Here is a 14,608-nt window from a genome sequence, read left to right on the forward strand (position 1 = left end):
ACCCGTTTGAAGACGCGTATCGACGGGCTTGGCCTGCTGCCCCTTCGCCGGCACCAAAGTCGAAACTGCAACAAATTCAGACACGAGAGCCAGAAAAATTTGGAGCCGAACGCGATCTCCGGACCGGCGCGTCGGTGGACAGCCTATTGACGAAACTGCAGATACCGCATTCAAGCAGGGTGGTTCAACCTGGAACAGAGGCTTAAGCAGGTTCCCGAACCGGCCTACGACTTACGAAGCCGCGCCGCGGCGGGAAATGCGCATGTATAAATCGAAGACTGTCGCGGTTGTGGTGCCTTGTTACAACGAGGAAAAACTGATCGGCCGCGTCATCGAGACCATGCCGGAGTTTGTCGACCACATCGTCTGCGTGGACGACCAGAGCCGCGACCGCACCGGCGAGATCGTCGAGCGATATTCTGCCGCGCAGCCCGAACGCGTCATACTGATTCGGCTGCCCAAAAACGAAGGTGTCGGTGGGGCGATCGCCGCCGGTTATCGCTGGGCGCGCGACCACGACATCGATGCGACGGCCGTCATGGCCGGCGACGCGCAAATGGATCCCGGCGACCTGCACGCACTGCTTGAGCCCGTCATTGCCGATGAAACCGATTACGCCAAGGGAAACCGGCTCTTCACCGGCGAGGCGTGGAACCTGATTCCGCGCGTTCGCTACATCGGTAACGGATTGCTTTCGATGTTGACCAAGATCGCCTCGGGCTATTGGCACGTGGCGGACTCGCAGACCGGTTACACCGTGGCCAACCGGAAGGTGCTCAAGACGCTGAATTTGGACGACATCTACAAGCGGTACGGGATGCCGAACGACATGCTCGTGAAACTGAATATCTTTGATTTCAGGGTACGCGACATCCCGATCAAGCCGATCTACGGTATCGGCGAACAATCGGGCATCAAGCCAATTCGCCTCGTGCCGAGGCTGTCACTGTTGCTCGTGCGATTGTTTGCCTATCGCATGCTGCAGAAATATATCATCCGCGACTTTCATCCGTTGGTGCTGTTCTACTTCACGGGCGCTGTTTTGCTGTCGCTCGGCATGCTCGTCGGACTTCTACGTTGTGATGCATCGGCTCTTCATCGGATTCGTGGCAGACAACACACCGCTTTTCACGACATTCCTTGTCTTGATGGGCTGGCAATCCGTCATGTTTGCCATGTGGCTTGACATGGAAATGAACAAGCACCTGAAATAGATCGAGCGACGGCGAGCGGTTGCGATGTGCGGCATTTTCGGAGTGATTACGAGCCCGGGCGCGCTTGATCGCGAGATCGTGGAACGCGCGGTCTCACGGCTGTTCCTCCTGTCGGAAACGCGCGGCAAGGAATCCTCCGGGCTCGCCATCATTGGGCCGACCACCGTCACCTTTCGCAAGAGTGCGCAGCGTCCGCGCGATTTTCTCGCCTCGACGGACTTTGCTCCCTTCCTCAAGGGCGCTCTGGACACGCTCTACCGGTCTCGCGAGCCTATCGCTGTCTTCGGACATTCGAGACTCTGTCACGAACGGCACTCAAAACCTGCACGCGAACAACCAGCCGGTTCTTGCCGGCGGCATCCTGGGCGTTCACAACGGCATCATCGTCAATGACGAAGATCTGTGGCGAACCATAAACACGGCCGAGCGGAAGGCCGAGGTCGACACCGAAGTGATGCTCCAGTTGCTCCGCCAGCATCTCGATCGGGGCGAATCCCTCGCCGACGCGATGCGTTCGACGTTCCGCAGGTTGCTTGGGACGGTTTCGACCGCACTCGTGTCCGACGACCTCAACTGCATGGTCCTCGCAACGAATAACGGCTCTCTTTATGTGGCGCCGAGCGCGGCCGACGGCACGATCGTCTTCGCCTCCGAGCGCTACATTCTGGAGGAACTCCTGACCACGCCAGGCCTGGCCTGGCCTGCGCGTCCGGACGCTATCCGACAGATCAGGGCTGGCAGCGCATTGCTGATCAGGCTCGATACGCTGGTCAGCCACGAGATCGACCTTGGGGCCGACACCGAGGAGGTGCCGGCGATTGCCCCGCGGCGGCGCGAGATCCGGGACGACACACCCGCCAAGGTCCGCAATGCCACGACCTTCAATTCGAGGCCCGCAGTCAGGCTTGGCAACTTCTCGCGTTTCGAAATCGATCCGCAACCGATCAAGGCATTGCGCCGGTGCACCCGCTGTATTTTGCCGGAAACGGTCCCTTTCATCGCTTTCGATGCAAGCGGAGTTCGCAACTTCTGCCAGAGCCACCAACCGAAGACCTATCTGGGGCGTCCTGCCCTGGAGGCCGAAGCCAACAAGCTGAACGCACGGCGCAACGGCGCCTCCGCCGACTGCCTCATCACGCTGAGCGGAGGACGCGACAGCAGCTTTGGCCTTCACTATGCGGTGCGCGAGCTCGGCCTAAAGCCGATCGCCTACACCTACGACTGGGGAATGATTACGGACTTGGCGCGCCGCAACCAGGCGCGGATGTGCGGGGCGCTCGAGGTCGAGCATATTCTCGTCTCGGCCGACATTGCCGAAAAGCGAGCAAACATTCGTCGCAACGTCTCTGCTTGGCTCAAGCGGCCGTCACTTGGAATGGTTCCCCTCTTCATGGCCGGCGACAAGCAGTATTTCTACTACGCCAACGACCTCGCGAAAAAGCTTCACCTTGAAGCTACGGTGCTTGCTTCCAATCCGTTGGAGAAAACACATTTCAAGGCCGGCTTTTGTGGTGTGCCGCCCACGCTTGGACACCGGCCGTCACAATTCGCGCAGCTTCAGATGGCGAGCTACTATGGCAAGGAATTCCTGCTCAACCCGCGCTACATCAACAAGTCGCTTCTCGATACCGCCGGCGCCTTTTTCAGCTACTATTCGATCAAGCACGAATATCTCCGACTGTTCGACTACATTCCCTGGGTCGAGAGCGAAGTAAACGACACGCTGATCGATCAATACGACTGGGAGACCGCCAACGATACGCGCTCGACCTGGCGCATCGGAGATGGGACGGCTGCTTTCTATAACTACATTTATACGCGGGTCGCGGGCTTCAGCGAGAACGACACCTTCCGCTCGACCAGATTCGAGAGGGCGTGCTCGATCGAGCGAGCGCGCTTCGTCTCGTCGAAATGGAGAACATCCCGCGCTTCGAATCGATCGCGTGGTATTGCGGCGTAATCGGTCTCGATCCCACCGAGGTGCTTGAGCGCATCACTCAGATCCCAACGCTCTATCCCAGCAAAATTCACAAGAGCGATGCACGTTCTCTTTGATATCGGCCATCCCGCGCACGTTCACCTTTTCCGAAACGTGGCGCAGCGCATGCAGGCGCGCGGCGACAAGATCACGGTCACAATCCGTGATCGCGGCATTATCGGTGGATTGCTCGATCACTACGGCCTGCCCTATACCGTCGCCTCGAAGCCGCGCCGGGGCCTTGTCGGCAGCGCCATCGAACTTGCGATCCACAACTGGCAGGTCCTGAAAGCCGCGCTTCCAGACAGACCGGATTTCCTTGTCGGCACGTCTGTATCGGTTGCTCACGTCGGTCGCGTCATTGGCAGGCCCTCGATCGTCCTGAACGAGGACGACGCCGATTACGTGCCGCTGTTCGCGAAGATTACCTATCCTTTCGCAAATCGCATCGTCATACCGGCGGTCTTGCGGGACAAGAAGACCGCAAAGGTGCGGACTCACGACAGCTATCATGAACTGGCCTACCTCCATCCGAACCATTTCAAGCCCGACCAGGACGTGGTCCGCCTGTTAGGAATAGAGCCTCGCGAGCCATACTTCATCATACGGCTGGTTTCGCTGACGGCTCATCATGACGCCGGCGAGAGCGGGCTTTCCGAAGCTCAGGTTCTACGATTGATTGCGTTGCTCGAACCGCATGGCCGCGTCTTCATCAACGCAGAAAGCTCCATCGCTCCGCGCCTTCAGCCATACGCTCTGAAGGCTCCGCCCGAGACCATGCACGATCTTCTGGCTCACGCGAAGATACTGATCAGCGACAGCCAGACGATGACGATGGAGGCGGCTTTGCTCGGGCGCCCCGCGATCCGCTGCAATAGCTTCGTCGGGCGCTGCTCCGTGATTGCTGAACTGGAACAGCGGTATCGGTTGGCCTGGGGCTTCAAGCCCCAGCAGTTTGAGGAACTGGTGACGCTCGTGTCGGGTATGGTCGCTGATCCAGCATTGGAAGCGACGATGGCGCAGCGGCACGCGCGGGTACTGGCCGAGAAGGTCGACCTCACCGACTGGCTGCTCAAGCAGTTTGATAATGGCTTTGCATGATGGCCGGTCGCGCGTGTTGAGGTCACGCGTCGAGGCCTAGCTTAGTTTCGCCGAAAGCGGCAGCTGAGGTCCCGCGATTCGATCGGCGCCTCCAACTGTCATCGCCCCAACCGCGCGACCAGCCATTCGACAGCACCTTGCCCGGGCCACACGCGCACAGTGGCACTCCCGGGCAACACCCGGAAAAAGCTTAATGATTTCAGATGGAAACTTGGGTTTATGGTGCGCTCGGAGGGACTTGAACCCCCACGGTGTTACCCACTGCCACCTCAAGGCAGCGCGTCTACCAATTCCGCCACGAGCGCTTGGGATACCGGATGGAACCCCGAAGGCACCGCCGGATCGACGGGGCCATGTAACAAATCACGGATGCAGGGACAAGGCGATTAATGCGGGAATTAACTGCGAACCCCGGGAGATTTCGGCAGCATTTGCTTGACCTCGACCGCAATCCGGTTGCGGTCGACCAGGACCACGCCGCTGGCCACCGGCAGGTTGTTGGCGAGGATCTTGACCTCGTCGGCCTCGGTGGCATCCAGTTCGATGATGGCGCCGCGGGACAGCCGCATGACCTGGTGAATCGGCATCGTGGTGGTGCCGAGGACCACCATGAGATCAACGCTGACTTTATCGAGGGTGGGCACTTCTGAACCGCCGAACGGGAACTAGATTGTGGGTTCAACTGACCACGTTAGGGTTAGCTAATGGTTAACGACCGCCAAAGCCTCGATTTGACGACCTTTGCGCGCCCTTCAGGCGGCGAAGCGGTCGAATGGCGGCTTTCAGACCGCGCGGTGCCCTACCCCAATTCGCTCGCCGCAATGGACGATCGGGTGGCGAAGATCGCGGCGGGCTCGGCCCCCGAACTGGTATGGCTGCTGGAGCACCCGCCACTGTATACCTCCGGCACCAGCGGCAAGGCCGACGATTTGCTCGCGCCGCACTTTCCGACCTTCCAGAGCGGACGCGGCGGCCAGGTCACCTATCACGGCCCGGGCCAGCGGGTCGCCTATGTGATGCTCGATCTCAAGCGGCGCCGGCCCGATGTGCGCGCCTATGTCGCTTCGCTGGAAGAATGGATCATCCGCACCCTCGCCGCCTTCAATGTCCGCGGCGAGCGCCGCGAAGACCGCGTCGGGGTCTGGGTGCGGCGCCCGGAGAAGGGACCGGACCATGAGGACAAGATCGCCGCGATCGGCGTGCGGCTGCGCCGCTGGGTCTCGTTCCACGGCATCGCGATCAATGTCGAGCCTGATCTGTCGCACTTCCAGGCCATCGTGCCCTGCGGCGTGGTCGATCCACGCTACGGCGTCACCTCGCTGGTCGATCTCGGATTGCCGGTCACCATGGCCGATGTCGACGTCGCGCTCCGGCAGGCCTTTTCCGAGGTGTTCGGCGACACCGCAGTGCGCCTGCCGGAAGCGACGTCATAGGCTTCATGCCGCCTTCTGCGGCGCGACCTCGAGCTTGCCGGCGATGTAGCGGCGCTCCTGGGTGAGGCCGCCGAACCCGTAGGCGTCGCCCTTCACCTCATCGACATGGGCGTAGCTCTCGGTGTGGAGCGGCGCGAGCAGTTCTCCCATCCGCTTGAACAGTGCGGCGAGATAGGCCGCCTTCTCGTCCTTGGTGTTGGTGCCCTCGGTGACGTGGATGTCGAGCCAGTAGCTCGCGAGCCCCTGCTCAGCGAGCGACTTGCCGCCCGCGAACCAGTCGGCCGCATCGGCGGACTTCACAATGATCGCGGTGACCTTGGGATCCTTGTGCAGAATCGCGGCGGTCAGGTCCGACACGGCGGCGGCGATGTCGGATTTCAGCGACGGACTCTCGCGGGGTCGCGTAGGTGACGGTGATGAGCGGCATGATCGGTCTCCTTGAATTAGGTTGGCGCGGGTCAATCGCGCCTCCTCTAGCTAGACCTGCGCGCATCATCTTGGTATCTTATCTATATTGATAGCAATGATAACGATCGCTGATCATGACCACCACGCTCGATATCGACACCGTGCAGGCCTTCCTCCTCGTCGCCGAGCTGAAGGCTTCACCCGCGCCGCCGAGGCGCTTGGCACCACGCAAGCGGCGATCAGCATGAAGTTGCAGCGGCTCGAAACGGTGCTGGGCAAGCGGCTGGTCGAGCGCTCGCCGCGCGCGGTGCGGCTGACCGCCGACGGCGCGGCCTTCCTGCAGCACGCCCGCGCGCTGATCGAGGTGCATGATCGCGCGCTGGCCGGCGAGAAACCGGCGCGGCAGCAACTCACGCTCGGGATCAGCGATCACGCCGCGGGCCCGGAGCTGGTGCCGCTGCTGGAGCGGCTGCACGCGATGGCCTCCCAGCTTGCCCTCTCCGTGACCATCGGCTTCTCGCGCGAAATGCTCGACGCTTATGATGGCGGCGAGCTCGACGCCGTGATCGTGCGCCAGGAAGGCAGCCGGCGCGGCGGCGAGAAGCTGACCGAGGACGAATTCGGCTGGTTCGCCGCCAAACGCTTCGTCTGGCCGCGCGGCGATGCGCTGCCGCTCGCGACCCTGGCGCCGCCCTGCGGCGTGCGCGCCCTCGCCGTGCGCGCGCTTGACAAGGCCGGCATCGCCTGGACCGAAAGCTTCGTCGGCGGCGGCGTCACCGCGGTGGTGGCGGCCGCGCTTGCAGGGCTTGCCGTCGCGCCCCTCGTCCGCCGCATCGCGCCGCCGGGCCTGGTCGATATCGGCCCTGCCCACAAGCTGCCGCGGCTCGGCACGTCGAAGGTGATGCTGCATTCGAAAGTCAGCGATCCCACCAAGCTCGCGGCACTCAGGACGCTGGCTGCGACGTTTCGGAGCGTGGCGTCTGCGGCATAGGTTGAACATCGCAGCCGTTCACATCGAGTCTTCGCCTGTCACCAGTTCGCACATGACGAACCAGTAGGTCAGGCCGGCGACAAACCCGGCCACGACGCACAGGCAAACCAGTCCGGATGTCCAGACAGCCGGGGATCGTAGAAGGACAGTGATGCTCAACGCGCCGATCGCCGCGCCTGCGCAGGCGAAAAATCCCGCGGCCCTGATATGGAACTCCTCAGTGAACCAGACGACGATCGCAGCGGGAATTGCTGTGAGCAGACAAGTGATGATGAAGACCGCGGCCGATGGAAGCAGCATCACGACGATGCCGTAGAGCAGCCGCGCGACATCGCCGTGCGACGTCATCATCAGAATGGTCTGACCGACGGCGGAAATCACCGCGGTCGCGGCGCCACAGCCCGCAAGCCAGCCTCCGAATGCACGGGAACAGGTGCTGCACATCGAGGCCTCCTCACAGGATCGCATCGAACGCGCTGCGCAAGGTTTCGTGGCGGAACACAAAGCCGTTGCTCAGCGCCTTGTTCGGCAGTACGCGTTGGCCGCCGAGCAAGAGCTCGTCGGCGAAATCACCGCCGACGGCGCGGAGCAGCGCCGCCGGCACGCGGAAGATCGCCGGCCGGTGCAGACGGCGTCCGAGCTCCTCGGTGAATTTCATGTTGGTCACCGGGATCGGCGCGGTCGCGTTGACAGGACCGGACAGTTCAGGTCTCGCAATCACATGCGCGATCAGACGCACGAGGTCGTCGCGCTCGATCCACGACATCCACTGCTTGCCCGAGCCGAGCGGGCCGCCGAGGCCGAACTCGAACGGCGTCAGCATCCGCGTGATGAAGCCGCCATCGGTGCCGACCACGAGACCGATGCGCAAATATGCCACGCGCACGCCGTGATCCGCGGCCGGCTTCGCCGCATTCTCCCAGGCCTCGCACAATTCGTGACTGAAGCAGGCGTGTGATTTCGCCGACTCCGTCAGCACCTGGTCCTGCCAGAGCCCGTACCAGCCGATCGCGGAGCCGCTCACGAGTACCGACGGCTTACGTTCGAGGCGCGCGATCAGCTTGATCACGTCAGACGTCATGTCGATACGTGAAGCGATGATCTTGCGGCGCTTGGCCTCGGTCCACAGGCCGTTACCGATCGGCTCGCCCGCGAGATTGACGATGGCGTCGATCCCGGAGTCGGCGGGCAATTGGTCGAGGCTCGTGATCAGCGTCACCGGCGGCGGCAGCATGTCGGCCTTTGCCGGATTGCGGATCAACGCAATCACCTGATGGCCGGATGCGGTGAGGCTCGCGACCAGCCGGCTGCCGATGAAGCCGGTGGCGCCGGTGACGAGCACGGTCTGCCGCGCCGGCAATTTCTCGACCAGCGTCGCGGTCGGCACGCTGGCCATCCGTCCGAGGCGTCTGGCCGCGGCAAAGTCGCGCGCGCCGAACAGCGCGGCGCCGAAGGCCGCAGCCGTCGCGAACAGACTTAACGAACCCGCATAGGCCGGCGCGACGGCGGTCGGCAGCATCGCCCAGCCGATCAGGACCGGCACCAGCAGCACGAGGATGGCGCCGTAATTGATCGCCAGCAGAGTGTGATTGACCCGCTCGCTCGGCGGCAGCTTTCGGCTCAGATCCTCCTCGACGAAATCCATCAAGGTGATGACGACCTCGACGACGAGGACGGCCATGATGGCGATCGCAAGAATGCCGTGCACTTGCAGCCAGCCGAGAACGAGGAACAGCAGCGCATAGAGCATGTTGCGCACGCTGTGCAGCTGGAGCTCGTGGCGCTGCGAGGGACGCCAGGCCAGCCGCTCGGTGAATTCGTGGTGATAGAACGTATCGAATGCGCCCATTGCAATCTGGATGGCGACAAGCGTCCAAAGCAGCGGCGTCATGGCGTGGCCTCCCTGAACACGGCGGACTGACGGATCAGCCGGCCGAAACGCGGGTGGATGATCTCCAGCGTGAAGCGGAAGTCACCGCAACCGAGATCGGCATGGGTCACGGTGAGATCGCCCGGCGTAAGCCACTCGGGCAGCGGCAGGCGAAACGGACCGAGTTGCAGCGAATAGCCGACGCTGCGAAACACCAGCGCCTCGTGCTCGACCGCGATCCGCAGCGCCATGCTGACGCCGAAGCCGACATATTCCTCGAGCCCGGTCGAACCGGCAAAGCGCTTGGCGGAATGAATCACCTGCGGGAAGCCGTCGCGGCGCGCGCAGATGCGGGTCCAGACCTGGCCGCCGCTTGCCGTGTCCTCGGTGACGGTGACGATCATCGGCACGCGCGTTTCGGTGCCGGTCGGGAATGGTCCGCCGATCAGCCGTGCGGCCTGCGCCAGCCACCAGCCGATGCGGCTGCACGCCGCCTCCTCGACCTCGCCGACATAGACGACGGTGTTGCCGTCTTCAAACCGTTTCGAGAAGCGTCGCCAGATCGCAACCGGCAGGCGGCCCCAATCCTCGTCCGACAACAATGCGCGGAAGCGATGGTCGTCGAGCAGCTTGGTATCGGAAGCCGGCGCTGTCTTTAAGGTGGATATCCTTGCTGACGCCATCGCACGCTCCCGTTACGCCGCCGCCTTTATTTGGCCCTGCCCGTGGGCAGGAAACTCACGATCTTCTCGCCGAGCTTGATCAGCGCGACCAGGCGCGGCCGCGGCACGTTCAGCATCTGCGTGTACCAGCGGTCGACCAGCTCGGTGAATGTCAGCATCTCCTTCAGCCGCTTGCTCGCGAGCGGGCTGATCGCGGGATCGTCGGCCGCGTCGGAGACGCAGGCGCGCAGCGCTGCGAGCGCGGGATCGATCTCGCGCTCCTTGCGTCCCGCCGCGATCCTGGCCGCGACCTCCCAGATGTCGGTCTCGGCCTCGAAGTGGTCGCGGCGATCGCCAAGGATCGGCACCCGCCGGATCAATCCCCAGGACAACAGCTCCTTGATCGAGTTGGAAACGTTGGAGCGCGCCATGCCGAGGGTGTCGGCGATGTCTTCCGCTGTCATCGGCGCTTCGGCAAGGTAGAGCAACCCGTGGATCTGGCTGACCGAACGGTTGACGCCCCATTCGTCGCCCATGTCGCCCCAATGCAGGATGAAGCGCTCGACGACGGCGGGAAGTTTTTTCTTGGCGGTTATTTCTGTCATGACAGAAATATCAGACGGTTCGGAGCAGAAGTCAAGGCTGGCCGTGCTGTCCACGACGGCGCACGAGACATGGCAGGTCTCCTGACCTATCCGGCGCATGCCAGCGTCCGACAAGGAGTTCGTTGGATCCATTCCAGAGATTTACGACCGGCTCCTCGTGCCGATGATTTTCGAACCCTACGCACGCGATCTGGCGCAACGTGCCAAGGCTCTTGGCCCGCGCGACCTGCTTGAGACGGCAGCTGGCACCGGCGCCGTCACCCGTGCGCTGTCGTCCGCGCTCGGCAGCGACACCAGGATCGTGGCGACCGACCTGAATGAGCCGATGCTCGAACGAGCGAAGTCACAGATGCCAAGCGGGACCGCAATCACCTGGCGGCAGGCCGATGCACTGAACCTGCCGTTCGACAATGCGAGCTTCGACGTCGTCGCCTGCCAATTCGGCGCGATGTTCTTCCCCGACAAGCCCAAGGGTTATTCGGAGGCGCGCCGCGTGCTGAAGCCGGGCGGCCGTTTCCTGTTCAGCATGTGGGGTCGCATCGAAGACAACGAGTTTGCCGACGTGGTGACCCGGGCATTGGCGGAGGTCTTTCCGGCCGATCCGCCGCGCTTCCTGGCGCGCACGCCTTATGGCCACTACGCGGCCGACCCGATCCGGGCCGACCTTGCAGCCGCGGGCTTCAGCAAGATCGAGATCGATGACGTCCGGCTGCCAAGCCGGGCCAATGCGCCTCATGATCCTGCGATCGGCTTTTGCCAGGGATCACCGTTGCGTGGCGAGATCGAGGCGCGCGGCGGTATCGGCCTTGATGCGGCGACCGAGCACGCCGCATCGGCCGTTGCGCGCCGCTTCGGCAGCGGCGCGATCGAAGGCCGGATTCAGGCGCTGGTGATCTCAGCGGCCGCGTAACGACGCGCTTCAGATCGTGGGCAGGACCGAGACCGCTCCCCTGCCCGGCGCTGGTTCAAAAGATCGGAATTGCCAGATGCGGCGTGCACGGCAGCGACGCGCGCCGAGAACGGACCGCGGCCACATGCCGTGATCATTTCAGTGACGACGTCGTCGGGACCGGCGAATACCGCCTCGACGCTGCCGTCGCGGCGGTTGCGGACCCAGCCTTCGAGGCCGCGTGCGTTTGCCTGCTCGTCGACCCAGGCGCGATAGCCGACACCCTGGACGCGGCCGCTGATGGTGACGTGGCGGATCACGCCGCTCATTTCTTCAGACCGAGGAACTCGCCGCTGCGCGCCTTGGTCTCCGCCTCGCGCATGACGCGGCCGGTCAGTTCGGACGAGGCGATACCCTTGAGGTTCTTCGGCGAGGTGCCTTCGCGCAGCGCCTTCAGCGTCTCGTAGACGGCCTGGGTTGCGGCCGCGAATGGCGCGTGGCCTTGCAGCGCGATCCTGACGCGCCGGCTTGCCAGATAGTCGAGCGCGGTCATCTCCTCCGGCGCGCCGCCGAGCACGATCGGCAGCGTCGTCGCGGCCGAGAGCGCCTCCAACTCGCCACGCGATTTGATGCCGGTGAAGAACAAGCCATCGACGCCGACCGCCTCATAGGCCCTGGCGCGTGCGATCGCATCGTCGAGACCGGTGATCGAGACGGCACCGGTCCGGCCCAGGATGACGAGCGACGGATCGCTGCGGCCGTCAAGCGCCGCCTTCATCTTGCCGACGCCTTCCTCCAGCGAGATCAGCTGGGTCTTGGCCTGGCCGAACGCCTGCGGCAGCAGCGTGTCCTCGATGGTGAGGCCAGCGGCACCGGCGGCCTCCACCTCCTGAACCGTGCGGCGGACATTGAGCGCGTTGCCGTAACCGTGGTCGGCATCGACCAGCACCGGCAGCGTCGACGCACGCGACATGCGGCGTATCTGCTCGGCGAATTCGGTCAGCGTGATCAGCGCAATATCGGGATCGCCGAGCACGGCGAGCGACGCCACCGAGCCGCCGAACATGCCGAGCTCGAAGCCGAGATCTTCCGCAATCCGGATCGAGGTCGCGTCATAGACCGAGCCCGGGCGGATGCAGATCGATCCGGTGAGTATCGATCGCAGGGCTTCGCGGCGTTTGCGGAAGGCCATGATGTGTCTCCATCCACGTCATTGCGAGGAGCAAAGCGACGAAGCAATCCATCTCTCATCATATGAGGCTAGATGGATTGCTTCGCTGGCGCTCGCAATGACGGTGCTAAGCGAACTCCAGGATCAGCGCGTCGACCGCGAGCGTGGCGCCGGCGGCGGCGTGGATCTTCTTGACCGTGCCGTCACGCTCGGCGCGCAGCACGTTTTGCATCTTCATGGCTTCGACCACCGCCAGGGTCTCGCCGGCCTTGATCTCCTGCCCCTCGGTCACCGCGATCGACACCACGAGACCAGGCATCGGGCACAGCAACTTCTTGCCGGTGTCGGCGGCCGAGACCACCGGCATCAACCGCGCCGAGGTCGCCTCGGTCTCGGTGAAAACATAGACCGGGATCTCAAAACCCTGATGCGCGAGGCGGAAGCCGTTGTTGATCGCCCGCACCTGCACGGCGACGAAGTTGCCGTCGATGGTGCCCTGCCAAACCGGATCGCCCGGGACCCAGCTCGATACGAGGTTATGAGGGTTGCCCGGCAGCCCGTCGGCGCCGATGAAGCGCACTGCAATCGCGTCACCCTCGCGCGCCACGTCGAGCGCGATCTCGGCGCGGTCGAGCCACACCGCGCGGCGGCGCTCGCGCAGCACCACGCGGCCGCCCATCTGGCCGGAGATCTGCCGCTTGCGCTCGCCCAGCACGTGATCGATGGCGGCACCGACCGCGGCCAGCCGCCGCGCGATCTCGCCCTCGGGCGCGCGCGCCGAAAACCCTTTCGGGAATTCCTCCGCAATGAAGCCGGTCGACAGCCGGCCCTCGCGCCAGCGCGGATGGTTCATCAAGGCCGACAGGAACGGAATGTTGTGCCGGATGCCGTCGACATAGAAGGCGTCGAGCGCGGTCGCCTGCGCCTCGATCGCCGCGGCGCGCGACGGGGCGTGGGTGACGAGCTTGGCGATCATCGGATCGTAATGGATCGAAATCTCGCCGCCTTCCTGCACGCCGGTGTCGTTGCGGATCGTGATGCCGTCATGGCTGGCCTCGGCCGGCGGACGGTATTTCACCAGGCGCCCGATCGACGGCAGGAAGTTGCGGAACGGATCCTCGGCATAGACGCGGGATTCCACCGCCCAGCCGGTCAGCGTCACGTCCTTCTGCGCGATCGCGAGTTTCTCGCCGGCGGCGACGCGGATCATCTGCTCGACGAGGTCGATGCCGGTGATCAATTCGGTGACGGGATGCTCGACCTGCAGGCGGGTGTTCATCTCCAGGAAGTAGAAGCTCTTGTCCTGGCCGGCGACGAATTCCACGGTGCCGGCCGAATCGTAGTTCACGGCCTTCGCCAGCGCGACGGCCTGCTCGCCCATCTTGCGGCGGGTGGTCTCGTCGAGCAGCGGCGACGGCGCCTCCTCGATGACCTTCTGGTTGCGGCGCTGGATCGAGCACTCGCGCTCGCCGAGATAGATCACATTGCCATGCTTGTCGCCGAGCACCTGGATCTCGATGTGCCGGGGATCGACGATGAATTTCTCGATGAAGACGCGGTCGTCGCCGAACGACGACTTCGCCTCGGCCTTGGCGAGGTTGAAGCCTTCGGCGACCTCCGCCTTCGAATGCGCGATGCGCATGCCCTTGCCGCCGCCGCCGGCGGAGGCCTTGATCATCACGGGGTAGCCGATCTCGTCGGCGATCTGGACGGCGTGCTTGTCGTCCTCGATGACGCCGAGATGACCCGGCACGGTCGAGACCTTGGCCTTCGCCGCGGCCTTCTTGGATTCGATCTTGTCGCCCATCGCGGCGATGGCGCCGGGGTTCGGACCGATGAAGACGATGCCGGCGGCTTCCAGCGCGCGCGGAAACGCCTCGCGCTCGGACAGGAAGCCGTAGCCGGGATGCACCGCCTGCGCGCCGGTCTTGCGGCAGGCCTCGACGATCTTGTCGATCAAAAGATAGCTCTCGGCCGCGGCGGGCGGTCCGATCAACACGGCCTCATCGGCCATCTCGACATGCAGTGCGTCGCGGTCGACCTCGGAGTAGACGGCGACCGTCTCAATCCCCATACGGCGCGCAGTCTTGATGACCCGGCAGGCGATCTCGCCGCGGTTGGCGATCAGGATTCGTTTGAACATGCTCTTCTTGCTTGGGCTTTTTCGGACTTCGAATTGTCCATTTGGCAGGATTCCTCCCCGCGCAATCTGGCACGGGCGATTGGGCGTAACCACTCCGTTGGTACAGCAAATTGCCCCGGAGGCAACGGTCTAATGCAGACTCT

At 63.7% G+C, this 14,608-nt stretch carries 12 protein-coding genes, 1 tRNA gene and 3 pseudogenes; 6 read left to right on the forward strand and 10 right to left on the reverse strand.

Annotated features, from left to right (window positions below; all coding sequences use genetic code 11):
* Positions 1 to 262: 262 nt before the first annotated feature.
* From ACSKB9_RS06295 to ACSKB9_RS06305, 3 genes are all read left to right on the forward strand, one after another.
* On the forward strand, positions 263 to 1,186 hold the full coding sequence (locus ACSKB9_RS06295) for a glycosyltransferase family 2 protein (protein WP_438072047.1): 924 nt from the start codon (positions 263 to 265) through the stop codon (positions 1,184 to 1,186).
* A 248-nt stretch (positions 1,187 to 1,434) separates the two neighbouring features.
* Positions 1,435 to 3,174 carry a hypothetical protein gene (locus tag ACSKB9_RS06300; protein ID WP_438072049.1) on the forward strand — a complete coding sequence of 580 codons (1,740 nt, stop codon included), beginning with the start codon at positions 1,435 to 1,437 and terminating at the stop codon, positions 3,172 to 3,174.
* Between the two features lie 78 nt (positions 3,175 to 3,252).
* Entirely contained in the window at positions 3,253 to 4,293 is a 1,041-nt protein-coding gene (locus tag ACSKB9_RS06305) for a DUF354 domain-containing protein (protein ID WP_080686647.1), read from the forward strand.
* Between the two features lie 220 nt (positions 4,294 to 4,513).
* On the opposite strand, the gene ACSKB9_RS06310 is transcribed toward ACSKB9_RS06305, so the two are convergent.
* Both ACSKB9_RS06310 and ACSKB9_RS06315 read right to left on the reverse strand, forming a co-directional pair.
* A tRNA-Leu gene (locus ACSKB9_RS06310) sits at positions 4,514 to 4,598 on the reverse strand.
* A gap of 93 nt (positions 4,599 to 4,691) precedes the next feature.
* Entirely contained in the window at positions 4,692 to 4,937 is a 246-nt protein-coding gene (locus ACSKB9_RS06315; RefSeq protein ID WP_021080574.1) for a FliM/FliN family flagellar motor switch protein, read from the reverse strand.
* 60 nt (positions 4,938 to 4,997) lie between these two features.
* Here ACSKB9_RS06315 and lipB point away from each other — a divergent pair, with 60 nt between their 5' ends.
* Positions 4,998 to 5,726, forward strand: a complete 729-nt coding sequence (gene lipB, locus ACSKB9_RS06320) for a lipoyl(octanoyl) transferase LipB (RefSeq protein WP_438072051.1) — start codon at positions 4,998 to 5,000, stop codon at positions 5,724 to 5,726.
* A gap of 3 nt (positions 5,727 to 5,729) precedes the next feature.
* Here the strand turns inward: lipB and ACSKB9_RS06325 are convergent.
* Positions 5,730 to 6,153 (reverse strand): annotated as a pseudogene (locus tag ACSKB9_RS06325) (tautomerase family protein).
* 115 nt (positions 6,154 to 6,268) lie between these two features.
* Here ACSKB9_RS06325 and ACSKB9_RS06330 point away from each other — a divergent pair.
* Positions 6,269 to 7,125, forward strand: a pseudogene (locus ACSKB9_RS06330) (LysR family transcriptional regulator).
* A gap of 18 nt (positions 7,126 to 7,143) precedes the next feature.
* On the opposite strand, the gene ACSKB9_RS06335 reads toward ACSKB9_RS06330, so the two are convergent.
* Genes ACSKB9_RS06335 through ACSKB9_RS06350 form a run of 4 tightly spaced genes read right to left on the reverse strand, consistent with a single transcriptional unit; the run spans position 7,144 to position 10,262 of the window.
* Positions 7,144 to 7,569 carry a hypothetical protein gene (locus tag ACSKB9_RS06335; RefSeq protein ID WP_438072053.1) on the reverse strand — a complete coding sequence of 142 codons (426 nt, stop codon included), beginning with the start codon at positions 7,567 to 7,569 and terminating at the stop codon, positions 7,144 to 7,146.
* A gap of 10 nt (positions 7,570 to 7,579) precedes the next feature.
* Positions 7,580 to 9,016: a TIGR01777 family oxidoreductase gene (locus ACSKB9_RS06340; RefSeq protein WP_438072055.1), complete on the reverse strand. Its 1,437-nt coding sequence runs from the start codon at positions 9,014 to 9,016 to the stop codon at positions 7,580 to 7,582.
* A complete protein-coding gene (locus tag ACSKB9_RS06345; protein ID WP_438072056.1) occupies positions 9,013 to 9,678 on the reverse strand; it encodes a DUF4166 domain-containing protein in 666 nt (221 codons plus the stop codon). The genes ACSKB9_RS06340 and ACSKB9_RS06345 overlap by 4 nt, the downstream gene beginning before the upstream one ends.
* Before the next feature lie 26 nt (positions 9,679 to 9,704).
* A complete protein-coding gene (locus ACSKB9_RS06350; RefSeq protein ID WP_092088931.1) occupies positions 9,705 to 10,262 on the reverse strand; it encodes a GbsR/MarR family transcriptional regulator in 558 nt (185 codons plus the stop codon).
* Between the two features lie 97 nt (positions 10,263 to 10,359).
* Here ACSKB9_RS06350 and ACSKB9_RS06355 point away from each other — a divergent pair, with 97 nt between their 5' ends.
* Positions 10,360 to 11,172 (forward strand): class I SAM-dependent methyltransferase, encoded by an 813-nt coding sequence (locus ACSKB9_RS06355; protein WP_438072057.1) that lies wholly within the window; start codon positions 10,360 to 10,362, stop codon positions 11,170 to 11,172.
* A 9-nt stretch (positions 11,173 to 11,181) separates the two neighbouring features.
* Here ACSKB9_RS06355 and ACSKB9_RS06360 read toward each other — a convergent pair.
* The 3 genes and pseudogenes from ACSKB9_RS06360 to ACSKB9_RS06370 form a co-directional block, all read right to left on the reverse strand.
* Positions 11,182 to 11,480, reverse strand: a pseudogene (locus ACSKB9_RS06360) (acylphosphatase).
* Positions 11,477 to 12,343: an isocitrate lyase/PEP mutase family protein gene (locus ACSKB9_RS06365; protein WP_438072059.1), complete on the reverse strand. Its 867-nt coding sequence runs from the start codon at positions 12,341 to 12,343 to the stop codon at positions 11,477 to 11,479. The pseudogene ACSKB9_RS06360 and the gene ACSKB9_RS06365 overlap by 4 nt, the downstream one beginning before the upstream one ends.
* A gap of 106 nt (positions 12,344 to 12,449) precedes the next feature.
* Entirely contained in the window at positions 12,450 to 14,465 is a 2,016-nt protein-coding gene (locus ACSKB9_RS06370) for an acetyl-CoA carboxylase biotin carboxylase subunit (RefSeq protein ID WP_438072061.1), read from the reverse strand.
* Positions 14,466 to 14,608: the final 143 nt, after the last annotated feature.

The sequence above is a fragment of the Bradyrhizobium sp. BR 1433 genome (assembly GCF_051547665.1).
Classification (GTDB): Bacteria; Pseudomonadota; Alphaproteobacteria; order Rhizobiales; family Xanthobacteraceae; genus Bradyrhizobium; species Bradyrhizobium australafricanum.